This window comes from Nocardia brasiliensis NBRC 14402 (assembly GCF_000308475.2).
GTDB classification, from domain to species: domain Bacteria; phylum Actinomycetota; class Actinomycetes; order Mycobacteriales; family Mycobacteriaceae; genus Nocardia; species Nocardia brasiliensis.
This window is the reverse complement of sequence record NZ_BAFT02000067.1, coordinates 21,182-43,841: the sequence shown is the minus strand read 5'-3', so window position 1 is coordinate 43,841 and position 22,660 is coordinate 21,182. Positions and strand designations below refer to the sequence as shown.

Annotated in this window: 28 protein-coding genes and 1 tRNA gene; 10 read left to right on the top strand and 19 right to left on the bottom strand. The window is 65.9% G+C overall.

The window, feature by feature from the left end:
* Nucleotides 1-33: 33 nt before the first annotated feature.
* The 3 genes from TY25_RS24450 to TY25_RS24445 all read right to left on the bottom strand — a co-directional run bounded on the left by TY25_RS24450 (nt 34) and on the right by TY25_RS24445 (nt 1,784).
* On the bottom strand, nt 34-720 hold the full coding sequence (locus tag TY25_RS24450) for an ATP-binding cassette domain-containing protein (protein ID WP_042259609.1): 687 nt from the start codon (nt 718-720) through the stop codon (nt 34-36).
* A gap of 264 nt (nt 721-984) precedes the next feature.
* Nucleotides 985-1,119: a hypothetical protein gene (locus tag TY25_RS44490; protein ID WP_256656727.1), complete on the bottom strand. Its 135-nt coding sequence runs from the start codon at nt 1,117-1,119 to the stop codon at nt 985-987.
* A gap of 92 nt (nt 1,120-1,211) precedes the next feature.
* Nucleotides 1,212-1,784, bottom strand: coding sequence for a TetR/AcrR family transcriptional regulator (locus TY25_RS24445; RefSeq protein ID WP_042259606.1), 573 nt, complete (start codon nt 1,782-1,784; stop codon nt 1,212-1,214).
* A gap of 45 nt (nt 1,785-1,829) precedes the next feature.
* Between TY25_RS24445 and TY25_RS24440 the strand changes: the two genes are divergently transcribed.
* Nucleotides 1,830-2,816: an NADP-dependent oxidoreductase gene (locus TY25_RS24440; protein WP_226887461.1), complete on the top strand. Its 987-nt coding sequence runs from the start codon at nt 1,830-1,832 to the stop codon at nt 2,814-2,816.
* A 156-nt stretch (nt 2,817-2,972) separates the two neighbouring features.
* On the opposite strand, the gene TY25_RS24435 is transcribed toward TY25_RS24440, so the two are convergent.
* Nucleotides 2,973-3,596 carry a TetR/AcrR family transcriptional regulator gene (locus tag TY25_RS24435; RefSeq protein ID WP_042259601.1) on the bottom strand — a complete coding sequence of 208 codons (624 nt, stop codon included), beginning with the start codon at nt 3,594-3,596 and terminating at the stop codon, nt 2,973-2,975.
* A gap of 124 nt (nt 3,597-3,720) precedes the next feature.
* Between TY25_RS24435 and TY25_RS42855 the strand changes: the two genes are divergently transcribed.
* Nucleotides 3,721-3,867, top strand: coding sequence for a hypothetical protein (locus TY25_RS42855; RefSeq protein ID WP_172595776.1), 147 nt, complete (start codon nt 3,721-3,723; stop codon nt 3,865-3,867).
* Between the two features lie 61 nt (nt 3,868-3,928).
* On the opposite strand, the gene TY25_RS24430 is transcribed toward TY25_RS42855, so the two are convergent.
* Together TY25_RS24430 and TY25_RS24425 are read right to left on the bottom strand one after the other, a co-directional pair.
* A complete protein-coding gene (locus TY25_RS24430; RefSeq protein WP_146154046.1) occupies nt 3,929-4,141 on the bottom strand; it encodes a hypothetical protein in 213 nt (70 codons plus the stop codon).
* 181 nt (nt 4,142-4,322) lie between these two features.
* A complete protein-coding gene (locus TY25_RS24425) occupies nt 4,323-4,709 on the bottom strand; it encodes a tyrosine-type recombinase/integrase (RefSeq protein WP_081869073.1) in 387 nt (128 codons plus the stop codon).
* 308 nt (nt 4,710-5,017) lie between these two features.
* On the opposite strand from TY25_RS24425, the gene TY25_RS24420 reads away from it, so the two are divergent.
* From TY25_RS24420 to TY25_RS24405, 5 genes are all read left to right on the top strand, one after another.
* A complete protein-coding gene (locus TY25_RS24420; RefSeq protein WP_042259596.1) occupies nt 5,018-5,665 on the top strand; it encodes an MspA family porin in 648 nt (215 codons plus the stop codon).
* Between the two features lie 611 nt (nt 5,666-6,276).
* Complete coding sequence (locus TY25_RS42850) at nt 6,277-6,918, top strand: hypothetical protein (protein WP_146154047.1); 642 nt, start codon at nt 6,277-6,279, stop codon at nt 6,916-6,918.
* The gene (locus TY25_RS24415) at nt 6,915-7,349 is read left to right on the top strand and encodes a hypothetical protein (protein WP_146154048.1); all 435 of its coding nucleotides are present in this window, start codon (nt 6,915-6,917) and stop codon (nt 7,347-7,349) included. The genes TY25_RS42850 and TY25_RS24415 overlap by 4 nt, the downstream gene beginning before the upstream one ends.
* A 208-nt stretch (nt 7,350-7,557) precedes the next feature.
* Nucleotides 7,558-8,067: an Rv0361 family membrane protein gene (locus TY25_RS24410; protein ID WP_042259593.1), complete on the top strand. Its 510-nt coding sequence runs from the start codon at nt 7,558-7,560 to the stop codon at nt 8,065-8,067.
* A gap of 370 nt (nt 8,068-8,437) precedes the next feature.
* Nucleotides 8,438-8,908, top strand: a complete 471-nt coding sequence (locus TY25_RS24405; RefSeq protein ID WP_042259591.1) for an NUDIX hydrolase — start codon at nt 8,438-8,440, stop codon at nt 8,906-8,908.
* On the opposite strand, the gene TY25_RS24400 is transcribed toward TY25_RS24405, so the two are convergent.
* The 7 genes from TY25_RS24400 to TY25_RS24370 form a co-directional block, all read right to left on the bottom strand.
* Nucleotides 8,896-9,459 carry an HD domain-containing protein gene (locus tag TY25_RS24400; protein ID WP_081869082.1) on the bottom strand — a complete coding sequence of 188 codons (564 nt, stop codon included), beginning with the start codon at nt 9,457-9,459 and terminating at the stop codon, nt 8,896-8,898. The two genes, TY25_RS24405 and TY25_RS24400, sit on opposite strands and share 13 nt — an antisense overlap.
* Before the next feature lie 60 nt (nt 9,460-9,519).
* Complete coding sequence (locus TY25_RS24395) at nt 9,520-10,461, bottom strand: tyrosine-type recombinase/integrase (protein WP_042259589.1); 942 nt, start codon at nt 10,459-10,461, stop codon at nt 9,520-9,522.
* A 78-nt stretch (nt 10,462-10,539) separates the two neighbouring features.
* A tRNA-Ile gene (locus TY25_RS24390) sits at nt 10,540-10,613 on the bottom strand.
* A 478-nt stretch (nt 10,614-11,091) separates the two neighbouring features.
* On the bottom strand, nt 11,092-11,322 hold the full coding sequence (locus tag TY25_RS24385) for a hypothetical protein (protein ID WP_042259587.1): 231 nt from the start codon (nt 11,320-11,322) through the stop codon (nt 11,092-11,094).
* Nucleotides 11,323-11,330: 8 nt separating this feature from the next.
* On the bottom strand, nt 11,331-12,821 hold the full coding sequence (locus TY25_RS40735; RefSeq protein WP_052383164.1) for an ADP-ribosyltransferase: 1,491 nt from the start codon (nt 12,819-12,821) through the stop codon (nt 11,331-11,333).
* Nucleotides 12,822-12,912: 91 nt separating this feature from the next.
* On the bottom strand, nt 12,913-13,131 hold the full coding sequence (locus TY25_RS24375; RefSeq protein WP_042259585.1) for a hypothetical protein: 219 nt from the start codon (nt 13,129-13,131) through the stop codon (nt 12,913-12,915).
* Between the two features lie 25 nt (nt 13,132-13,156).
* Nucleotides 13,157-13,471 (bottom strand): WXG100 family type VII secretion target, encoded by a 315-nt coding sequence (locus TY25_RS24370; protein ID WP_042259583.1) that lies wholly within the window; start codon nt 13,469-13,471, stop codon nt 13,157-13,159.
* A gap of 911 nt (nt 13,472-14,382) precedes the next feature.
* On the opposite strand from TY25_RS24370, the gene TY25_RS24360 reads away from it, so the two are divergent.
* Complete coding sequence (locus TY25_RS24360; RefSeq protein WP_014982846.1) at nt 14,383-14,814, top strand: nitroreductase family deazaflavin-dependent oxidoreductase; 432 nt, start codon at nt 14,383-14,385, stop codon at nt 14,812-14,814.
* A 6-nt stretch (nt 14,815-14,820) separates the two neighbouring features.
* On the opposite strand, the gene TY25_RS24355 is transcribed toward TY25_RS24360, so the two are convergent.
* The 3 genes from TY25_RS24355 to TY25_RS43540 all read right to left on the bottom strand — a co-directional run bounded on the left by TY25_RS24355 (nt 14,821) and on the right by TY25_RS43540 (nt 16,595).
* Entirely contained in the window at nt 14,821-15,018 is a 198-nt protein-coding gene (locus TY25_RS24355; protein ID WP_146154049.1) for a hypothetical protein, read from the bottom strand.
* A 56-nt stretch (nt 15,019-15,074) separates the two neighbouring features.
* The gene (locus TY25_RS24350; RefSeq protein ID WP_042259690.1) at nt 15,075-16,082 is read right to left on the bottom strand and encodes a zinc-binding dehydrogenase; all 1,008 of its coding nucleotides are present in this window, start codon (nt 16,080-16,082) and stop codon (nt 15,075-15,077) included.
* A 105-nt stretch (nt 16,083-16,187) separates the two neighbouring features.
* Nucleotides 16,188-16,595 (bottom strand): hypothetical protein, encoded by a 408-nt coding sequence (locus tag TY25_RS43540; RefSeq protein ID WP_081869071.1) that lies wholly within the window; start codon nt 16,593-16,595, stop codon nt 16,188-16,190.
* A 42-nt stretch (nt 16,596-16,637) separates the two neighbouring features.
* Here TY25_RS43540 and TY25_RS24345 point away from each other — a divergent pair, with 42 nt between their 5' ends.
* Nucleotides 16,638-17,147: a UCP032817 domain-containing protein gene (locus TY25_RS24345; RefSeq protein ID WP_042259580.1), complete on the top strand. Its 510-nt coding sequence runs from the start codon at nt 16,638-16,640 to the stop codon at nt 17,145-17,147.
* Between the two features lie 12 nt (nt 17,148-17,159).
* Here TY25_RS24345 and TY25_RS24340 read toward each other — a convergent pair whose 3' ends face one another.
* The 3 genes from TY25_RS24340 to TY25_RS24330 are packed head-to-tail and all read right to left on the bottom strand — an operon-like array spanning nt 17,160 to nt 20,977.
* On the bottom strand, nt 17,160-18,938 hold the full coding sequence (locus TY25_RS24340) for an SDR family oxidoreductase (RefSeq protein WP_042259577.1): 1,779 nt from the start codon (nt 18,936-18,938) through the stop codon (nt 17,160-17,162).
* 30 nt (nt 18,939-18,968) lie between these two features.
* Nucleotides 18,969-20,078, bottom strand: coding sequence for a PDR/VanB family oxidoreductase (locus TY25_RS24335; RefSeq protein WP_042259575.1), 1,110 nt, complete (start codon nt 20,076-20,078; stop codon nt 18,969-18,971).
* Nucleotides 20,075-20,977 carry a metal-dependent hydrolase gene (locus tag TY25_RS24330; RefSeq protein WP_042259574.1) on the bottom strand — a complete coding sequence of 301 codons (903 nt, stop codon included), beginning with the start codon at nt 20,975-20,977 and terminating at the stop codon, nt 20,075-20,077. The genes TY25_RS24335 and TY25_RS24330 overlap by 4 nt, the downstream gene beginning before the upstream one ends.
* 275 nt (nt 20,978-21,252) lie before the next feature.
* On the opposite strand from TY25_RS24330, the gene TY25_RS24325 reads away from it, so the two are divergent.
* A complete protein-coding gene (locus tag TY25_RS24325) occupies nt 21,253-22,644 on the top strand; it encodes a WS/DGAT/MGAT family O-acyltransferase (RefSeq protein WP_042259572.1) in 1,392 nt (463 codons plus the stop codon).
* Nucleotides 22,645-22,660: the final 16 nt, after the last annotated feature.

Sequence of the window (22,660 nt, the reverse complement as noted above, 5' to 3'; positions counted from 1 at the left end):
CCGGAATGACCGGATACCGCCGGGTCCCCGCGCTCAACCTTGGAAATACCTTCGCACCCGCGAATCATCCGATGTCTTCAGATCATTCATGCTTCCCGCCGTCACGACCTGCCCTTTGCTCATGATCACCAGCTGGTCGGCGTAACCGGTCGCGGTGAGCAAGAGCAGGTCGTGCGTGATCACGAGCACCGCCGCGCCGGCGTCCGCGTACTCCCGGATCGACTTCCACACACCGAAAGCCGTGCCTTGATCCAGGGAGGCGGTCGGACTGTCCGCGATCAGCACGTCCGGGTCGGTGAGCAGCGCGGCGGCGACTGCCGCACGTTGAATCTGACCGGCAGAGTTGTGCTGCGGCAACAGATCCAGCGCTTCGGACGGATAATGCGCGGCGGCGCAGGCGCGTTCGACCGTCCAGGTTCCGTTTCCCGATGCCAACTCCTGCAGTTGCGCACCAACCGACCGATCCCTGGCAAACGCATCGATACCGTCCTGTGGAACGTAACCGACCCGCCCCTCGACCAGCACCTCCCCGGTGGTCCGCGCCGACTCCGGCAACCGCCCGGTCAACGCATACGCAACCATCGTCTTCCCATCCCCCGGCCCGCCCAGCAACACAGTGACCTGCCCGTCGCGCACCCGCAGATCCACCTCCGTGAGCACGGTGTCCCGCCACCGTCCGGTATCGATATCGACAGTGAGAGAACGCAGTTCAGCAGCCACGCCCCCAGTCTCACCCAAGCGGGCCCGATAGGCTCGGCCCATGGGCATCGGCGTGGCGCGACTGGTGTTCTGTGGTCTACCCAGGAGTGGGAAGACGACCCTGGGCTCTTCACCGAACCACGCACCCTCATCGCCAACATCGGCACCAGCACGTCGGCACTGGCCACGTTTGGCGCCGAACCGCGCATCGACTGAACCCCTGCGCCCACGTACTCAGGCGAACCATTCAATGGCACAGGGTGACCGGCGACAGCTCCCTGAAGGTCAGGCCAGGTCTTGCGGTAGCACGCGCAGCTTGGCCGCGATGCAGGTGAGAGCTTGCTGGTCGGTGGCGGTGAGCCGATCGAGCATCAGCTCCCGCACCGCGCGCACTGTGCCCGCTGCACATCCGGTCGGCATGGCATCTCATTGGATCCGCCCCGGACGCCCGGGCGGCCCCGCGCGAAGATAGGTGCTCGATCTTCGATCACGGTGCGCCCGAACGGGATCGGCTAGATCTCCCGCGGAGCCTGCGCCAGGACGGTTTCGCGTAGCTCGGCGGCGGCCTCGGTCATGAGCTGGGCAAGGGTGGTGTCCGGCTCGGCCAGCCAGCGGGGCATCGCGTGCCGGTGGATCGCCAGCACCACGTCGATGATCAAGCGCGCGCGGCCGGGATCGACGCCGCGGCGCTCCAGCGCCGGCGTGAGCGCGTCGGCGATGGAGGCCAGCTTGACGAGCTCACGCTCGGCCAGTGCCGGGCTGGCGGCGATCACTCTGGCCCGGCGCAACAGGAACTCGCGTGGGCGAAAGATCTGTTCAGCGGCTGCCAGTGCGGCGAGTAGTGCCTCGATCGGGGCGAGGTCCGGGTCGGTCGCGGCCAGCTGGGCGACGAGGTGTTCTTCGAGTTCGTCGCCGGCGAAGAGCACTTCACGCTTGTCGGGGAAGTAGCGGTAGAAAGAGCGCTCCTTGAGATCGGCGGCGTGCGCGATCTGCGCAACCGAGGTGCGCTCGAATCCCTGCGCTTCGAACAGCTCGAGCGCCGCGCGTTCGAGTCGACCACGTGCGTCGGATTCCCATCTCGGCATACCGCTCAGCGTACGACAACATCTGTTGTCATGGTGCTACCTTCGATGACAACAGATGCTGTCATCACTTGGGAGGAAGCCATGCAAGCCCTTCAATTCGACTGGTTCGGGTCCCCGGACGCGATCGTGCTGCGCGACGTCCCGCAGCCGGAGCCGGGACCCGGCCAGATCCGGATCGCCGTGCGCGCGTGCGGCCTGACACCGGCCGACTGGCACCTCGTCGATGGCCTCTTCGCCGATCAATTGCCGCCACCACCGCGCGGACTCGGCTTGGAGGTCGCGGGCACGGTCGACACGCTCGGTGCCGGCGTCACCGGCGTCCGGATCGGTGACCGAGTATTCGGCCCGGCCACCTTCGACGGACCGACTGCCGGGGCTGCCGAGTACGCGCTGATGCCTGCCTGGGCACACATTCCGGACAACGTCACCACCGAGCAGGCCGCCGCACTCCCGATGGCGGCCGAGACAGCCTGGCGCGCACTCGACGACCTCGGGGTTCAGCCGGGCGAGCTGCTGCTCGTCCACGGCGCGGGCAGCACCGTCGGCGAAGCGGCAGTGCGGTTCGCGCGGCACCGGGGCATTCGGGTGATCGCCACCGCCGGGCCGACCAGAGCAGCAGCCTTGGACGAGATCGGCGCCCAGGTAACCGCTTACGGCGCGGGTATGGCCGACCGCGTCCGCACACTGGCCGGCGGCCACGTCGACCGCGCCCTGGACACGGCGCCGACCGGTGGCCGGATCGACCGTGCCGACCAGCCCAGCCCGGCCGGCGGCGCACTACCGACCCTGATCGAGCTGACCGGCGACCCCGACCGTGTCCTCACCGTCTCGGACTTCGCCGCCGCAGCCGAGTTGGGCGTCCGGATCACCACCGAGATCCGCTACGACCGGATGGACGAATTCGCCCGGCTCGCCGGCGACGGCATCCTGTCCGTCCCGATCGCCCGCACCTACCCCCTCAGCCAGATCCAGGATGCAGCCGAACTCAGCCGATCCCGCCACCCCGGCGGCAAACTCGTGCTCATCCTGTGAGCATCGACCTATGCGGCGCCGGTGCCAAAGACCAGGTTGAACCACATCTCCGACAAGACCGTTGTCGTGTTCGCGGAGCTCCGGCCGGACACGCAGCCGGCCTGACGAGCCTGCACAAGATCGGGGCGTTGTGCCCGACGAGGCTGGAGCACGTCATCAGTTGACGTTCTCGGCGTGCGCTTGCAGGTATCGGGTGATGGCGAGGACCCCCTCGGCGATGACGGCCGGATCCCCGCCCGGGGCGCGGCGGTGGGCGAGTTCCACCACGCGGTCGCCGAGTTCGACGGCCAGCTCGGTGACCAGCACATCGGTGCTCGCAGGAAGCAGCCCCCTCGTGATCATCGCCTGGTGGACCATGGCGGCGAAGCGCTGCCGGTGCGGGACGGCGTCGGGGAGCTCGCCGGTCAGCCGGCCCTGGTGGTAGATCGTTACCAACTCCGGGTAGGCGTTGCGGTAGAGCTGGCGGTGCAGCTCCATCAGCTGGTGCACCATCTCCGCGAGGGTGCCGGCCGAAAGCGCGGCCAGACGTTGCGGCAGTTCCTCGTCGAGACGATCCATGATGCGCAAAGCCAATTCGCCCAGCACTGCTTCACGATTGGCGAAGTACTGATAGAGCGTGGCAACGGGCAGTTGGGCACGTTCGGCGATGGTGCGGGTGGTGACAGCCTCCGCACCGTGTTCGTCGAGGAGGTCCTTGGCTGCGCGCAGTAGCCGCTCGACGCGCTCGCGGCTGCGCTCCTGGACCGGCTCGCGCCGGCGATGCGGGAATTCGCTGGCCATGCGTGCCATCTTCACACGCCAAAAACCTGAATGCGATTCATGTTCATGTTAATCTAGACGTGGCTGCTCTCACACGAGAAGTCGGGCCCGGGGGAAATGAGGGGGTTCTGGTGTCGGCGGACCGATGATGTTCCGTCGACCCGCCAGACCCCGGGCAGCGCAGCGAAACATCGCATGGGCGACAACAGCATTCAGCATCTCGGACTACGCCGCCGCGGCCGAGTTCGGCGTCCTGATCACCGTCGAGATCCGCTACGACCGGATGGACTAATTCGCCCGGCCGCCGCAGCGGATCCCACCGGCAAGCTCGCGCTCATCCTGTGAGCATCGACCTATGCTGCGCCGGTGCCCAAGATCAGGCGGAACTCCTGAAACCGATAGAAGCGATCGGAACGGTGGATCGCAGGAACTGCCGCGAGGTCGACGATCAATAGCGCAGCTACCGAAAGCAGCCAGAAGATCCGCCGTCGGCGCAGCACCCCATCCTTCGCGTGCCCTTGCCCGCTCGGCGGGAGAATCGTCTCGTCGGTCGCCTGCTCTGCCAACGGTCGGCCTGACTCGTGCACTCGGCGTTCGGCTCCGGCAACCGAAACACCGCAGTCTGCGGGGGTTTGTGGGGCGGGTGGGGCTCGAACCCACGACCAATGGATTATGAGATCAATCACTCTTGGCGCTGTGCCGACCTGCGAAGAACCTACATGTCAGAGAGCATTTCAGCATAATCTATTAGTCTACGAGCCCGGCCTCGACATCCCCCTGACTACTCAGACTTCTGGCGATGCCGTCTGCCGACATGCCCGAGCGGCGACGCGCGGCCGGATCGCTGTCGGCCTGATAACGCCGCCGCCCCTCGTCGGACACCCTCGCGTATTTCGCGAGGCTGCGCACCGAGGTATGCCCGGACAACTTCATCAGCGCCGGCGTCGACTCGCCCTCCTCCGTGGCGTGCTTCAGCCGGGAATGACGCAGCTGATGCAACGTGTACGGGCCGTCGTCGTAACCGCTGGCGTGCGTCTCGAACAGCTCGGCCGCACGCCGGTACGACAACCGCGCCCGCCCGTGGCCGGGTCGGCAGCCGGTACTGGCAAGGGCTCGTATTCGAGTGGTCTGCATTCCCTCGGCTCATCGCCGGTTCTACCGTGACCCCGAGCTGGCCCGAAGGGGAGCCTGTTGCCCGCTGGTGGGTGCATAACGGTTTGGGCACGGTAGCCCAGGTCTTGAGCCCGTCCGCAGGCGCTTGTGTCGTGAATCGGTAAGAGCCCCGGCCGGTTTCGCCAGCACCGGCCGCGATTGTGATCCGCGCCGCTTAGGCGGCCGGTTTATGACTGCGGTCACAAACGCTTGTCTGGCGTGGGAGGTGTCGTGTCACCCTGCATGCACAGATAGCTGATAGTTCGCTGTGATTGTGGGAGGAGAAGGTTGTGGGGAGGACCTTGCAGACAGCGTCCTGTGCTGCCGCCGTGGGCACGGTGTTGCTGGCCGGGGTGTGGGGTGCGGGTGCGGCGGGCGCGGACCCGATAGCGGACAAGTATCGCGAGACCGTCACCGATGACGGGTGGAGCCTTGCGGTGGCGAAGACCGGTGAGAATCTGGATCGGGTTCCGAATCTGGCCGCGACGATGTTCACCCGTGAGGGGTTCGTCAGTCTGAAGGCGGTCGTCGAGGTCAGCGGTGCGGGGTCGGCGCCGATATCGGCCGGGTCGTTGGGGTTGGGGTATCAGATCGGCTGCCAAGTCGATGTGTCCACCGGCCTGACTCTGGGCATGGGGGTCTCGGTCGGACCGAACGCCTCGCTCAACATTTCTTACCCACCCAGTGTCAGCCTCGGTGCGAACGCGTCGGTGTCACCGAACATCTCCACCACCCTGAAGCCGGGCTCGATCGCGACCATCGACTTCGGGACCAAACCCCTGGCCGGGCCGCGGGCGTCGATCACCGCTGAAGGAGTCGAGGTCAAGATCGACGCGTGCATGGGCCCGGTGAGTTTGCGGTCGTTCGCGACCGCGCGTATCTCCACCCCGGCCGCGGACAACACCGTCACCGTTTACGGCGACCCGGTGTACCTGTGAGCCGCGCAAACCCGACACCCACACCCGTTCCGGAGCGTGAACGTCGTATGAACCAAACGGACACGCCCCGGCGAGACCGGGGGCAGTGGAGAACGTGGCGCCGCAGCGGTGTCGTCATCGCCGTGGCTGGGGCGCTACTGGCGGGGTTGACGGTGGCCACCGTCGTCGAACCAGGCATACCCGCCGCGCAGGCGGGCCCCTATATTCCGTGTGAGCAGTGGCAGCAGATGCACCCGGGCTGGCCCTGTGTCGATGTCCCCGAACCCTCACAACCCCCCACCCCACCTACACAACCACCGCTGCCGACCTGGACGCCGAACCAGCCCGGCACCGGCGGCGGGTCCCGCGCGGGCGCACTCACGCCCCCACCGGTCGGGCCCGGCAACGGCACACCCATCGTCCCGGTTCCGGGAGACACACCCCCGGTGCGGCCGGGCAACGAACCTGTTCCTGGACAGAATCCAGCCGCATCGACTCCGACCACAGCGTTCACTCCCACGCCGGCGCGAGAAGACGTGCCGCCCCCGCAGCCAGGCGTCACGCAGGACCCGCCGGGAACCCCCTCTGAACTTTCGATCGATGAGCTTTCCGGGCCCGGGTTCAGTCGCTCGATGCTCCCGGTGCGACTTGCCGATGGTGAATACATGATGGTCGGATGCCGGTGGTGGCAATGCGCATGGAAGGGTACCGTCTGCGTGGCCTCGATCGCAGCGGCGCTCCTCCCTATCCTCAAAGCCGGAGCACTACTGAAAATTCTGAACACCATCGCAATAAAGAACCCTCAATATGCGCACCGCATTGCCGAACTCATAGAGAAGATCGAAGCAAATCCGAATCCGCGGGCGATATGGACCATTCTCAAAAGCCAGAACTGGCTACTCAGTCTGGTTCTGGAGATTGCAGGCATCGCCACGGTCCTGAAGACCTGCGGTGATTTCATCGACGATATGTTCGGATCCGGCGGCGGTGGAGATTCCGGAGGTGGCGGCGATAAAGAGAGCCCGGGCCCCGGCGGCAGCGGGCAAGGTAATGGCGGGCAGCAACCGGGCGGCAGCGGAAATTCGGGCAATAGCCCCGCCGGGCAGGAGGGAACGGGTACTACGAACCCGCCCACCGCCACCCAGGCCCCAGCACCTACTCCGCCTGTCACGCCCCCGCCGGCGCAGCCTCCGACAGTCGAGCCAACCCCGCCTCCGACCCCCAAGCCGAGCAAACCCCACCCCTGCGAGCCATGGCCAGGATGTACGTTATGAACAGTCACAGCGATTCCCGGCGGTTTCGCCGCACCGCCCCAATCGTCACCGCGGCCGGCACTGCAGCAATCATCCTGGCGGCCACCGCCGCGTGCGGCAGCGACGGAAAAGATATCGACCGTTCCGATCTGGGATCCTCTGTGGTCGGAATGTATCGGGCGGTACTATCGCATGACTATGTGGCTGCATACGACTACAGGTCGCAACGGTGTAAGAACGCGCTCTCTTTCGAGGAATATCAAAAGTCGGTCCCGGCCCTGATCGGCGACGTACCCTCAACCACGAACTTCGAATACAAGATTGTGGGGCGCGCTCCGGGTAGGGCAACAGTTTCCGTTACCTTCGACAACATGAGCGTACCGTCGATCAGCGGCTACTCAAGGCTATGGATATACGATGACAACGTATGGAAATACGACAACTGCGACTGAAGGAGCTGTATGTACAGACCGCAGGCGCGGCCAGCCTGGCAGCAGTTCATCCTGCCAGCCTTGTACCTTTTTCTGAGTTTGCCATCATGTTGGGAAGTTATCACCGGTGACCCACGATGGTACGACTGGATACTGTGCATCGCTGGACCGGTCGGCGCCGCCTGGCTACTGATATCCATTCTTTCCGGTGACAAAAAGGGGCCTGCCGATGACTGACCTGTACAAACAGAAGCGAATATTCACGCCATGGCTAGTCCTGGCGGCGGTGATAGCCCTCGTCGTTGCGATCACCGTCATGCTTCTCCTCCGTGACACTTCGCCCAATGACGCTTCGGACGAAGCCGGGCAAGGCTCGAAGGTCCCAGGCGCTGCGCAAGTGGAGCAATCGGTGAAGTCGGCGGCCGATCTGTACAACGCCAACGATTTCGAGGCACTAGGCCGCGTTACGTGCGGCGAACTTGCTGGACGGCTGTACGTCGGCGACAACAAGGGGCTACTGGTCGACAGTCAGAATGCGCAGATCCGAGTGAAGTCGATCTCCGATTTCCACTTCACAACCGTGGAAGGGGGAAGCTCTTACACCTTCGCTCGAGTGGTGGTCGGAGTAGACGGCGATCCCGCCGGTGACTCATCCCAGGTCGCGTTCTTCTCCCTGCTCCGCAACGGGACCGAGTGGAAGCTGTGCACCGCCCAACTGGTCAGTTCCACGGGAATCTGATGTCCTCGACCAGAATCGCAACAGACTCGACTGATCGGCCCACGCGGCTCGGGATGCTGATCGGCCTCGTCTACTAGTGCTCGGCCGCGGCATTGCATCGCGCCCGCAGCGACTGCTCCGAAGGACGGACTCCTCACAGCAATCGACAACCTCACCGCCAAGATCACTAACAACCCGCGCCACACACCCAGGGGCAGTCCCGATCGTCAACATGCACGTGCACGGCCGCATGGCGCCACACGCACCCGCCATGCACATCCGGCAGCTGTCCGAAGGTAGCCTTTTCGATGTCTACACCCAGAGCTTCAACGATGTCTGGCGAGGCTCGAAGCCGTATAGGCCGCCACGAGACGATACGGATGCGTGAATCATGTCCCGTACCGAGTACTACGACGACCCGAACGCCCCTCAGCCGAACAGCATTGTGGTGGCGGCGACCGCCTTCGTCCAGAACAAGGGCGGCCAGGTGCTGATGATCCAACGCAGCGACAACGGGCTTTGGGCAATCCCCGGCGGCGGGCAAGACTTCGGCGAGTTCATCGCGGAAACCGCGGTGCGGGAGACTCTCGAGGAGACCGGAATCAGCATTCGCGTGACCGGGCTCGTTGGCCTCTATACAGATCCTCGTCACGTCATGGCGTACACGGATGGCGAAGTCCGTCAGCAATTTTCCATCTGCTTCCGAGCCGAGCCGGTAGGCGGGCAACTACATACCAGTCCAGAGTCTCCCGCAGTGCGATGGGTCGCGAAGAGCGAACTCGATGAGCTGGAGATCCATCCATCGATTCGACTCCGGATAGACCATGGATTCGCCGAACTCGATCAGCCCTACATCGGTTGAACGCAGCGGCCAGTCAGAACCTCAGTTCGCTCGACCGCGGCAAGAAGCTCCGGTCGTGCTTCCTGAATGAATGCGAACACCACACTCCCCTCGCCGTATCGAGCGAGGATCTCGGACAGGCGTGCATCGACCGGCAGTTCCTTCCCGCGCGGATCGGTCGTCATATCGCAGTACCAGAGGGCATCTCGTAGAGGCGACTCCTCGTCCGGGAACTGCGCAAGTTCCGCCTCCAGCGACCGAAGCCGTGCCTCTCGGATCGCGCACGAATGCCGAGCGACCAGGGCGCAGATCCGTGGATCCCACCCTTTCTCGGTCAGATACTCGGCACCGTCGAGCGGATGGAAGCCCGTCGTCGCGATATCCGGCGCATAGCCGATGTCATGGAGCCAGCACGCTGCGACAAGAGTGTCACCGTCGGTGCCGAACGCCGGCGCAATCGCCGCTCCCTGCCGAGCCACACCAGAGACGTGCTTCCAACGTTTAGGTAACTGATCTGCCAGGAGCTTTTGCGCCAGCGCCTGAGCCTCAAGAACGAGTCGATTTCCACCCACGGCGACGACGCTACAGGCCAAGCGGCACCATGCGCTCGAGCCGACCCGCTTGGACGCGGGCTACAGCTTGTCGCCGAGCCGTGCCCGACGGTGAGCTGACTTCGCTCGTTCGTCGGCCACTGATTTGCCGTAGCGGTCGAGCATCTGCCGCGATCGCCACCCCGCCAGCATCATCAGGTCTTGCTCCTGGCCGCCGTTGGCGAGCCAGTTGTGGGCAAACCAATGTCGGAGCATGTGCGGATGGATGTGCTCGATTCCAACCGCCTGCGCGCGGCGTTCGAGCATCTGCCGGATACCGTGATCGGTCATCGGCCCTTGCCGGCCGAGCCAGAGCCGTTCGCTCTTCTTGGCGAACGTGTGCTGGCTGCGGGTGCGTAGGTATCGGCGCAGAGCGATCCTGGTCTTGTCTCCGAACGGAGACGACCGCGGCCTGCCTCCCTTCCCGATGACCAACACTGTGTCCTCTTCGAAATCCAGATCATCGACCTCGAGGTTCGCGACTTCTCCACAGCGGCAACCGGTATCGGCGAACAGCCGGATGATCGCGTTGTCTCGCCGCGACTCGAAATCGGTTCCCGAACAGCCGTCGAGCAGAGTCTTCAACGACTCGATGCTAGGCACCGGCACGAGCTTGTCCGGCAGGCTCATCTTGTCGAACGGGTCGGAGACGATGATCTCCTCCGCCGTCAGGTATTTGAAGAACTGCTGGAGACTCCGGTACTGGCTGCGTGCGTATTGCGGCGACAGTGGCTCGCCGGTGCGGCGGTTGGTTCGGGACAGTAGGGTTTCGATGCATCCGCCGATGTGGTCACGGGTGATCTCCGGCGCCTCAGTGGGCAACGCTTCCGAGATAAGGTACTCGGCGAAGTACCCGATGTGCACGAGGTAGACATCGATGGTCTTCTTGGCTCGGTTCTTCCGCCGCAGTTCGGTGGCGAAGTCGTCCTTCAGCTCCCGGATGTCGGCTAACGAAGCGGTCCCATGCCCCGATGGTACGCCCATAATCTATTCGTCGAAGAGCGCTGTTCTAGATCGAAACCTCTCCAGAAAAAATAAAACCCCCTGTTCAGAGGGGGTTTGTGGGGCGGGTGGGGCTCGAACCCACGACCAATGGATTATGAGTCCACGGCTCTAACCGACTGAGCTACCGCCCCCGGGCTGCGGGTAGGTACCGCAGCTTCGGGGATGCTACCGGCTCGGGTGGGGCGGACACCACTTCGACCCGCGTTCTCTGCGAGGTATCGATCGGCCGTACCGGTCTGTCCCGAGAGGTTGTGCAGGACCCCACGCTCTCGGCAGAGGTTTCAGCGACGCACACGAGTCCGCACCGGTAGCCGCCTCGGGGTAGTCGAAGGATGCCCAGCACGGCAGCGATGTCCTCGAGGTCGGCATGCGTCCCGGCCTCGGCGAGATAGCCGTGCGCGTCGTGGCCGAGACGATCGACGGCGGGGAGTTTCGATGCACCCGCGACACCGATGCCGGCAACTGAGACCGGCTGACCCGAGGAACCGGCGGTGGTGCCGAAGCCGAGTTCCACCAGCGAACCCCGGGCGCCGTACCCATCCGATCGGCGTTCAAAGGCGGCCCGCCCGGTGTGTTCGGTCTAGGCCGGGGCGCTGGGGGTTGTCTCGTTCATCGGGGACCCGCGGACCGGTCCTCGTACTCGGTGCCGGTGGTATCGTCCCAGAACCGACGGGAGGGTTCTTCGATGTGGTCGGCGGTCCCGGCAGCGCGGCGGGCGTCGGCTTCGCGGTTGAAGGCGGCGAACTGGGCCTTGGCGTCGGCTATTTCTTCGTCGCTCGCCGGTGGTAGGCCGAGCTCTTCGCGGTTGGTGAAGGTTTTTCCGGCAATTCTTTCGGACATAACGGCTCCTAGACTTCCCTCATTTGAATGATGGTACGCGCGGGGTTGTTCGGGTCCGGGAATCGGTCGACCACTTCGAATTTGGTATCCGAGCGAAACAGCACCTCTTGCTCGATATGCGGGCGACCAGCGGCACTGAATTCCTGTACGTCCTTTCCGGTTTTGGAAATGATCTGCATCTCTACGTCACCGGGGAACGGGTTCGGGTTGTTGCGCGAGGTGGAGAGGAATTGGCTTTCCTCCACAACGGTCGCGGGCTGCCCTGGTGCGGCGGGCTGGTAGCGAGCCAGCACGTCGTCGGGAAGGTTGGTCCGCCGGGTCACCAGCCCCTCATGATTGGGAAGCTTGTCGAGGGCGGCATTGAGGTCACGTGCCCTCGCGGCCTGCTCAGGGGTGAGGTTGCCCGCGCGCAAACCCTCGTTCAGATCCTCGAAGCCTCGCCCGGTGTAGTCCTTGAGCGCGGCGCGGTCGGCATCGTTGATCACCTTCGGCGGTGGGTCGGCCTTGGGTTTCAGGCGTCCCGCAGGTCCGAGGTCTTCGAGGCGTTCGCATTCGCGGACGTGACGGGCAAGATCCTGCTCGAACTTCACCCCGGCGGCAATCCGGCGGCGGGTCTGCCACGCCTCGATAATCGCGCGCATCGGGCGCGCGTAGCGGGCACAGATGGCCGCGGCCCCGGCCAGCCCGATAGCGGCCCCGGCCCCGAAGGTGATGAAGCTCGAGGCGACCGAGATTGCCGCGGTGATCGCCAGCTCTTGAATCAGGGCGTCGCGCACCATCTCGAGCTGCTGTTTGAGTAGATCCCGCAACTCATCGAGGGCGGCCCGGTGGTCTCGGCAGGACTGGGCAAGCTCGCCCATCGCAGTCAGCGCCGCCTCGGCGGCAGCCTTCAGGGCGCGCAGATCCTCATCGATGTACTCGACCTCCGGCGCGACCAGATCTGCGAACGCGACCGCAGCCGCCTCCAGGATCGCCGGGAACCCTGCCGCTCCGTCGGCGGTGCGGGCAGCGTCCCAGGTGATCGCGGCGTTGGAAATGGTGGTGGCGTTGCCGTCGGGCACGGTTAGCCCGATCTTCTCCACCAGACCCAAACCCTCATCGATCAAGCCCTGGCCTGGTCCGCCCGCGCTCGGTAGTGGCACCCGGCAGTTCAGCACCGGGTACATCGGAGCTGGAGGCTTGACCGGCGCCGGCCCGGCGTCGATGGTCGCGCCGTGCTCGGCCAGCGCGCGCTCGTAACCCATGTTGTTGAGCACCACGGCGTAGGCGTGAGCGGCGCTGGCAACGTGGGTGACCATTTTCAGCACGTCGGCGGCGCGGGTGTCGTAGCTCTTGCCCCATTCCTTGCCGTCGGAGTAGCTGCCCGCCATGTCGGTGGCCTTGGCCATTTCCGGCCAGCGGGCGTCGATCGCCGACCACCAGGCTGACGCACCCGCGGCGATTTTGGTGGCGGTGTCGTAGTAGACGGCGGTGTCGACGTCGAGCACGAACCCGGTCACCGACCGGCCTGCCCGCCTGACCGGCCGAGCGCGGACAGATTCGCAGCGGTGGCGTCGTTGTAGGAGGCGCGGGCCGCCGCAGCGGCGCGCTTCATTCCGTCCAAACCTTCGTGGATCTTGACCGCCGCGGCATCCCACTCGGTTGCGCGGCAGCCTGCGCGTCGGCCGCCTCCCCTGACCAGTTCTGCTGCACGGTCGCGATGCGCTCGGTGACCTCCCGCAACGACTCCGCCACGAACGTGTTCAAGCCCCCCAACTTGGCCGTGACGGCGTCGAGGTGTGCCAGATCGACACGGTACTGATCGGTCATGTTGTCCCCCTGTGAGTTTCGAGTGTCACGGTAGGTCGAGAGAACTGATGGTTGCGCTGGTGGCGATATCGGTGGCCTGGCTGCGGTCGACCACCATGCCGAGCAACTCGGCCATATCGGCCGGCGCTTCGAACACGGCCAGGGCGGCGCGATGGGTGTCGTCCCAAGCGGCGGCGTAGGCGGTAGCCGCGGTGCCGCGCCAGCTCGACATCAAGCCGTCGACCTCGGCCGAACCGGTACGCAGTCCGGAAATCAGGTTCGCCGCGGTCTGCTGCACGTAGCGGCCTGCGTCTTGCACGCCGTCGGGCACCAGCGCGAACACGGGCTCGTTTCCCGCCACTGCCCCGGACCCTCCGATCATCCCCCGACACGTCGCAGATCTTGATAGCTACACAACATACGACACGAGGATGAATGTACGCCGCGGCGCACGCGACCACAGCGGCGCGGGCTCAGCGTCGCCGTGGTGCTCGATGTTTCATTGCTTGCTCAGCGACTCACCAGGACGGGCTCGGATTCCGTGATGCTGAGCGGCGCAATAAGTGACGACGCGATCGACTGCCCCGCCAACGCAACAACCTCACCCGGCCACATCATCATCGCCGACAAGGCCACCGACGACCTCCTCAGAACCTTCGAGTTCAAACGTCGCCCGGCCGACTACCCCGGTCACGCCAGAGACGACGGCGGAGCACTGGAATTGGGCTATTCGGTACGACATCACGCATGGGGCGCGGGACTGGCTTCGAGGCCGCGTTGGGCGTTGCCGCCGATGAACTCGATGATCAACGGGTCTTCATATCAGCCCAGTCGGACAATGAGCGCTCGCTCAAACTCGCGCGCCGTCTCGGCCTCCGCCTGGTCACTACCTTCGAATGGTTCGACGTCGAGCAGAGCCTGCTTCTGTCCAGCTTGCACTTTTCGAAGCCTGGAGCGCTGGCACCGTCACGGGGGGCCTACTCGGTGACAGCGCCGAACGTAGCGAGTGTCACGCGCGGAGTAGGTCCGACTGCATGATCGCGAGACTGCCGGGGCAGGGTCGGTAATGGCCGGTTGTCCTCGGCCTCCACGGCTGTGTATCCCTGGACCAGATCAAGAAGTAGCCCGACAAGACGCGGTAACCGAGCCACCGCTGGCGAGCGGTGCGAGCGTGACGGTAGGGAGTAGCCACATCCGCGCGGCGCGGTGGTAGGTGTGACCTGGGGTGGCGGTTAGGGTGGGGTGTCCTGCGACCGTATGGAGGGTTGGACCATGGCCGGTGTGTTCGCGAATGTGCTGAAGGTGCACCAGTGGGTGTATGAGAACAGTGGCGGGCTGGTCGGCCACCGGATCTTGTTCGGGAATCCGACTTTGCTGCTGCGCACGGTGGGGCGCAAGACGGGGCAGGCGCGGACGTCGGCGCTGACCTATGCGCGGGATGGTGCGGATTATCTGATCACGGCATCCAATGGCGGATCGCCGCGCCCGCCGGGCTGGCTGGCGAATCTGAAAGCGCGGCCGGAGTGCGAGATTCAGGTCGGGCGACGCACCACGCGGGTGACGGCGCGGGCCACATATCCCGAGGATTCGGAGTATGCGCGCCGGTTCGCCCTCGTGGACAAGGTGAACCAGGGTCGCTACACCGAATACCAGAAGCAGACGAAGCGGCCTATTGCTGTGGTGGTGCTGACGCCTGTCGGCTGAACGCGGTCAGTCGCGGCGGTAATCGTCGTAGTCGTCGTCCTCGGCGTAGCCCTCTGGCCGGTCGTCCCATTCGGCTTCGTACTCGTCGGGATCGTCCCGCTCCCAACGGTTCCCGTCGGACGGGGGTCTGCTGGCTATTTGCACGACAGCGACCACGACGGCGAGTACGAGCACGACCACACCCACAACGATCAGAGTCTCCACGCAGGGCACCCTAGCGCCGAGCCAGGGTGCCCGCCAGACCGTCGAACCGACCGGTCTCAGACAGTGGATTCGATGGTCAGCAGCGTGCGCCCGAGTGCGGTCCGCGATTCGATGGCGGCGTGTGCGCGGTCGGCCTCGTCGAGCGAAAACGTTTGTCCGATCACCACTTCCAGCCGTCCGGCCGCTGCCTCGGCGAGCGAACGTTCGGCTAGTTCCTGCCAGTCGGTGTCGCTGTTGGTCAGATCGAACAAGCCGTACACGGTGATCTCGTGCGCCGCCACAACATCGGCGTCGGGGACCGCGAATCCGCCTGCGGAACCCCCGTATCCGAGGAACCGGCCGTGCGCGGCGACGGCCGTGAGCGCGGCCTCCCCCAGCGCGCCACCCGCGCCGTCCATGACGACCTGAACGCCGGTGCCACCGGTGGCCGCGCGGGCGGCGGCTGCCCAGCCGGATTCGGAATAGTCGACCACTACTTCGGCGCCGAGCCGTTGCGCCAGTTCGAGTTTGGTGCGGCCGCGCGCGGCGGCGATCACGTGCGCGCCCGCGGCCCGGGCCAGCTGGATCAGCAACGTGCCGAGCCCGCCCGCGGCAGCGGTGATCAGCACCCATTCGCCCGGCCGGACGGCGGCGCGATCGAACACCGCGAGCGCGGTCCTGCCGTCGTGGGTGAGCGCGACGGCTTGCGCGTAACTCGAGCCCTCGGGCACCGCGGTGAGCGAATCGACGTTGGCCAGCGCCTTTTCGGCATACCCGCCGATCGGCTTACCGCCGCCGACCCGGCTGGCCGCGGTGGCGGTGGCGACCCGCCGCCCGACCCAGTACGGATCCACGTCGGCGCCGACTGCGCGCACGACGCCGGCCACCGCGCCGCCGGGCACATAGGGCGGCTCCAGCTGGAAGTAGTCGCCGCCCCAACCGCTGCGCAGCCGGGTGTCGAGGAACATCACGTCCGCGGCCGCCACCTCGACGACCACCTGTCCGGGTCCGGCGACGGGCTCTGGCACCTCACGCACCGTGAGTACTTCCGGCCCACCGAATTCCACTGCTTGCACGGCCCGCATGACATCCTCCATCGCTGTTCTGCCGGTTTCGACAGAGCCCAGCTTGGAACCTCGAGCTTTATTGAGGTCAAGTCGACGGTCGTGATTATGCTCAGCGCGTAATAGTCAGGAGCTGCTGCCGCCCCCGCAACTGCTGCCACCACCACAGCTACTGCTGCTGCCGCCGCTGCAGCTGCTGCCGCTACCCCCACCACAACTGCTTCCCCCGCTGTCGTGATGTCCCCCGTGATGGTGATGATGACCGCCGTGCCCGGGGTCCCACCCGCCACCGCAACTGCTCCCCGCATCGGTACCGGCGAACCCGGCGGCACCGGCGGCCCAGAACGGATCGGAGCTCTCATATCCCCCGCGGTGTCGCCACGGGTCGCCGCCACGCTGCACGCCGAACGGTGGAACACGCACATTCCGAGTCGAATTGCGCACCACACGGATGATGATGATCGGCAGCGCGACGATCATCACCAGCAGGAAGATGACCATCCCGAGGACGATCAGCCCGACGAGCACACTCATTCATGAACGGTAACGTTCCCGGCCTGCTGCGTACAGTGAACTGTGCTGTCTTTCGGATTTCGCAGATCGCGGCAGCGCGGTATCGACCTGGCCGAGGTCGGCGCCGCGGTCGCCGCGCTGGACTTGCCCGATGCCGTGTTCAAGACCTGCCCGTGGGAGCCACGCGAACTGGTGGCGACCGGTTTGCGGCAGTGGTTGCGCTGCTGCGGAGCGGCGATGCGGGACGGGCAGGTGATCGGCATGCCCTCGCACGCGGTCGACGAGGCGTGGCACGGATTCATCCTGTGCACCGAACGCTATGCCGCGTTCTGCGCCGGCGCCTACGGACGCTTTCTGCACCATTTCCCGGAAGGCGCCGGACCGCCGAACCCCGCGCACGGCTCGATGGGGCAGCAGCTCGGTCGCACCGTGGTGGCCTGGACGCTGGTGGCCGAGCCCGGCGAGACCTGCGTGCTGTGGGATCTGGACCGCAGGGTCGGCGTCGAGCACCCGTGGGGTGTCGACGCCGAGCGCGTCGCGGCCGTCGAGGCCGAACTGCGCACCCTGTCCTGAGAAACGCCGGACCTAGGTGAGCTTCACCCGCGCCGCGACGAACCGGCCGACGGCGGGCGCGAGCCTGCTGAAGTGGTACTGCAATCGCGCCTCCGGCGTCACCGGGACGATGCTGCGGTCCTTCTCCACGGCCCGCACGATCTGCTCGGCCACCTTCTCCGGCCCGTAGCTGCGCTTGCGGTAGAGGTTGTCGTACTTCTCCTGCTTGCGCTTCTCCTCTTCGGCACTGACACCCGAAAACGTGGTGTTGGCAACGATATTGGTGTGCACGATGCCGGGGCAGATGGTGTGCACGGAGATCCCCCGCCCGGCCAGTTCCGCGCGCAGGCAGTCGGAGAACATGAAGACGGCCGACTTGCTGGTGGAGTAGGCGCTGAAGTTCTGCTGCGGACTGTAGGCCGCCATGCTGGACAGGTTGACGATGTGCCCGCCCAGGCCCCGCTCGGCCATGGCGGACCCGAACGCCCGGCAACCGTTCACCACGCCGCCGAGGTTGATCCGCATGACACGGTCGAACTCCGCGGCCGAGGTGTCGAAGAACCCGCCCGCCTGGCCGATTCCGGCATTGTTGATCAGAATGTCCGGCACGCCATGGGTTTCCAGCACGACCGCGGCGTGCTCCTGCACTGCGGCCTGGTCCGCCACATCGAGCTGATAGGCATGGGCCACACCGCGTTCGGCGGCGATCAACTCCGCGGTCTCCTTCGCCGCGACGAGATTGATGTCCGACAGCACGATTTCGGCGCCGCGCCGTGCGAGTGCCAGTGCGGTCTCGCGGCCGATGCCGCTGCCGCCGCCGGTGATGACCACCAGCTGATCCTCGAATCGCTGTGCGCTGCGGCCGACTTCGGCACGGCGCAGACCGCGCGGCGCGGCACCGCCGTTGACCGTGTCGATCAGTTCGGTCGCCGCGGTAGCGAGCAATTCGGGGTGCGAGAACGGCATCCAGTGTCCGGCGGGCACGTCGCGTCGCCACAACCGTCGCACCCACTTGTTCTCGTCGTCGTAGCCGGCGGGCCGGACCGCGACGTCGCGGCCGGCCACGATCAGCTGCACCGGCACCTCGGTGTGGCGCTCGCGCGGAGAAAGGATGCGCTGCACGATGTTCGCGCGGTAGATGAGCAGACCGTCGACCGAATCCTGCCGGAACGTCGGTCCCAGCTTCACGTTCGAGGGCGCGGTCTCGTTCATGATCGAGACGATCCGCTGCCAGCGCTGCTCGGTGCCGAGCAGGCCGAAGACCGCCCGCGGCAATCCCGGCGTCATGAAGAAGAAGGTGTAGGCCGAGGACAGCAGCTGAGTGAACGGCTGCCAGACGTTGCGCGGTGTCGGCCGGGACAGCCGACTGCGCATCCAGTGCCCCATGTGGTCGAGGTTCGGCCCCGACACCGAGGTGAACGACGCGACGCGGGTGGCGGCCTGCGGTTCGCAGACCGCCTCCCACACCTGGACCGAGCCCCAGTCGTGAGCGAGCACGTGCACCGGCCGGTCGGGGCTGACCGCGTCGGCGACGGCGTAGAAGTCGGCGGCCAGGTGATCGAGCCGGAAATCCTGGGTGCGCTTGGTCCGGGTGGACCGGCCGTGTCCCCTGGTGTCGTAGGTGACGACGTGGAAGCGGTCGGCCAGCAACGGCACCACCGCGTCCCACAGGTGGTTGGTGTCGGGCCAGCCGTGCACGAGGAGCACGGTGTCGGCGGCCGGATCACCGTATTCGTAGACGGCGAGCTCGAATTCGCCGCTGCGCACGGTGCGCTCGGCGGCCACGAGCTCCGGCCGATCGATGGTCGTCATCGGGTTTCTCCTTGGTGACCGGGGTCGTAATTACAGGTCGAGCACGAGTCGCCCGCCGGCCGCGCGCGAAACGCAGACGAGCATCTCGCCTGCCTCGTGTTCGGCTGGGGTGAGGACGGTTTCGCGATGTTCCGGCGTGCCGGCGAGCACCCGCACCTTGCAGGTGCGGCAGAAGCCCTGACGGCACGAGTACGGCCGATCCGGCTGGGTTTCCAGAATGGTGTCCAGGGCCGTGCGGTCCGCGGCGACCTCGACCACCGCGCCGGTCGAGGCGAACTCGATCTCGAAGGGCACGCCGTTCACGATCGGCGGCGGCGAGAAACGTTCGGAATGCAGTTCCACCCCGGGCATTTCGCGCACGGCGTCGGCCACGGCGGTGGTCATCGGCACCGGACCACAGCAGTAGACCGCAGTGTCGGCGCCGACGCCCGGCAGCAGCGCGGCGGCGTCGGGCAGGCCGTGCTCGTCGTCGGTCCGCACGGTGACGCGATCACCGAAGCCGGCGATCTCGTCGAGGAACGGAATGGTGTCGCGGCTGCGGCCGGTGTACACCATCGACCAGTCGATACCGAGCCGATGCGCGAGCCGCGCCATCGGCAGGATCGGCGTGATGCCGATGCCGCCGGCGACGAAATGCAAACGCGCGGCGGGCGATCCGTAGCCGGGCACAGCAAAGGGGAACGCGTTGCGCGGCCCGCGCACGGTGATCCGCGCGCCGACCGGCAGCGCGTCGTGCACCTCCACCGAGCCGCCGAGGCCTTCCGGAATACGCCGCACCGCAACGCGATACGCGCGGGTGTCGGCCGGATCGCCGCAGAGCGAGTATTGGCGCAGCCGCCCGGACGGCAGCTCGAGATCCAGATGCGCGCCGGGCCGCCACGGCGGCAGCTCACGCTGATCCGGCGCGGCCAGCCGCAGGCTCACCACGTCCTGGTCGTAGGCCTCGATCCGACGTTCGGTGACCACCAGCGCCAACCGCCGATCGTCCACGTGCGGTGTCAGATCGCGCCGGTTGATCAGCGTGGTCCAGCGCAGCCGGGCCGAGGCGACCGCGTCGAGCACCCGCACCGCGCGGTCCTGGCCGGGCTTACCGAACAGGTCCGCGGGCACCGGCCGATGGCTCACCACCGCACCCGTCACGACGCGATCGCTTGCGCGGCGGGCGATTTCGCCAGGTACGCCACCGCCTGCGCGGTCGACCCGACCGAACCGGGGTTGTAGCCCGGCTTGAAGGTGGTCAGCGCGCTCCACAGCAGCGACGGGACCCCCGGCAGAGCACCGCGCCACATCGCGCCGAACACGCGCTTGATCAGGCGCGGATAACCGAGGTCGGGCAGCGCGGGATCCTGATGCACCATGTATTTCGTGCCGCGCACCACCAGGGTGAGGAAGGTCGGGAAGACGAACGTCATGATCGCCGCGCGCCGCAGATAGCCCGCGCCGAAGTAGACGGCGACATCATGGGCGACGTGCCGGTGCTCGACCTCTTCCGCGCCGTGCCAGCGGAACAGATCGGCGATGCGCGGCTCGGCGTCGAACTTCTCCAGGTCGGCGTTGAGCACCCAGTCGCCGAGGTAGGCGAAGAAATGTTCCAGGCAGGCGATCACCGCGAGCCGTTCGACCAGCGTCTGGCGGGCTGCGACGCCCTCGATGTCCCGGGGTCCCAGCGTCTTGCGGAACAGGTATTCGGCTTGGCGCACATAGGGTTGCGGGTCGATGCCGTGCGCGGCCAGCACCTCGTGCAGCACTTTGTCGTGCGTCTCGGCGTGCATGGATTCCTGACCGATGAACCCGAGCATGGCTTCGCGCAGCTTCTCGTCCTTCACGAACGGCAACGCCTCGCCATAAGCCGCGCAGAACATGCGCTCGCCCTCGGGCAGCAGCAGGTTCAGCGAATTGATCAGATGCGAGGCGATCGGCTCGTCGGGCATCCAGTGCAGCGGGGTATCGGCCCAGTCGAATTGCACATTGCGCGCATGCAGCGCAACCTCGCCCGGATCGATGTCCGGCCGCCGCTCTCCCCTGCGAAGTAGCTTCATCGATACTCCTCGTCCTCGCTCATCCCGCGGCGAAGCCCGGGCCCGGCCGCCTCGCTGCGCACCTTCCTGCATGGCCGTAGCAATCATCATACACATACATAGAACTTTGAGTTACATGTAGACGCGCCGGAACATTTCCGCAGGCAGAGGCCACCACCCAGAGGCGGCCGATTGCGCCCAATACCGTTAGCCCGCTTGACAATAACGACCGTCACTGTGACCCATCTCCCTATGGTTCGAGCCAAAACTAGAACGCGTTCTAGTAGTCTTCCGCTATGGAACGACTCACCGGATTGGATGCCAGCTTTCTCTACCTGGAAACCGGGACCCAGCACCTGCACGTCTGCGCGCTGCTCCTCCTGGACCCCACGTCAGGGGACTATTCCTTCGACCGATTCAAGGCCGAACTCGGCCGGCGACTACCGCTGATCCCGCAAATGCGCCGCCGGGTGTACGAGGTGCCTTTCAACCTGGACCACCCGGTGTGGGTCGAGGACCAGAACTTCGACCTGGACTATCACATCCGGCGCATCGGCATCGCCGCGCCGGCCGGGCGCCGCGAACTGGCCGAGCTGATCGGCGACATCGCCAGCCGCCCGATGGATCGAGACCGGCCGCTGTGGGAGATGTCGGTGGTGGAGGGTCTCGACGACGGCAAGGTCGCGGTGATCTGTAAATACCACCACGCCGCGGTGGACGGCATCACCGGCACCAACATGATGATGCACCTGTGCGATCTGGAACCGAACGCGGCCAAGACGCCGCCCGCACAGGAGTGGCGACCGGAACCGAGCCCCAACGATTGGCAGCTACTGGCCAAGGCCGTGGTCAAGTTTCCGACCAAGGCGGGCATCGTCGGCATGGTGCCGAAAACCCTCGGCATGGTGGCCGGTTTCGCGCAGCGCCGACGAAAAGACAAGGCGGGCATGGCCTTACCGTTCTCCGCGCCACGCACCCCGTTCAATCTGGCGATCACGCCGCACCGCGCGGTCGCGTTCACCGAGGCGGAACTCGGTGCGGTCAAGGAGATCAAGTCCGCCTTCGGCGTGAAGATCAACGATGTGGTGCTGACGATCGTCGCGGGTGTCCTGCGCGCCTATCTCGACAAGCACGACGAACTGCCGGACCGCTCACTGGTCGCCTCGGTACCCGTCTCCGTGCACGAATCCTCGCGGCACACCGCGGGGATCAACAAGGTGTCCACGCTGTTCGCGCGGCTCGGCACCGATATCGCGGACCCGGTGCAACGTCTGCTGCAGGTCGCCGAGGAGAACCGCGGCGCGAAGGAGGAACACGACCTCATCGGCGCCGACTTCCTCCAGGATTGGTCGAAGTACGCGCCGCCGAACACCTTTCAGCTCGCCGCCCGGGTGTACTCATCACTGAAGCTCGCTGAACTGCATCCGGTGGTGCACAACCTGGTGGTGTCGAACGTGCCGGGTCCGCCGATGCCGCTGTATTTCCTCGGGGTGCGCGTGGCGGGTATGTATCCGTTCGGACCGGTTTTTCACGGCGCCGGACTGACGGTGACCGTCCTGTCGAACAACAACGACCTCGATTTCGGCTTCATCGCCTGCAAGGAGCTGGTGCCCGACATCGCCGAACTCGCCGACGCGGTACCCGAGGTCGTCGCCGAATTGCTCACCGCGGCACGAAAACTGGGCTGATTCGCCGATCGCCCCT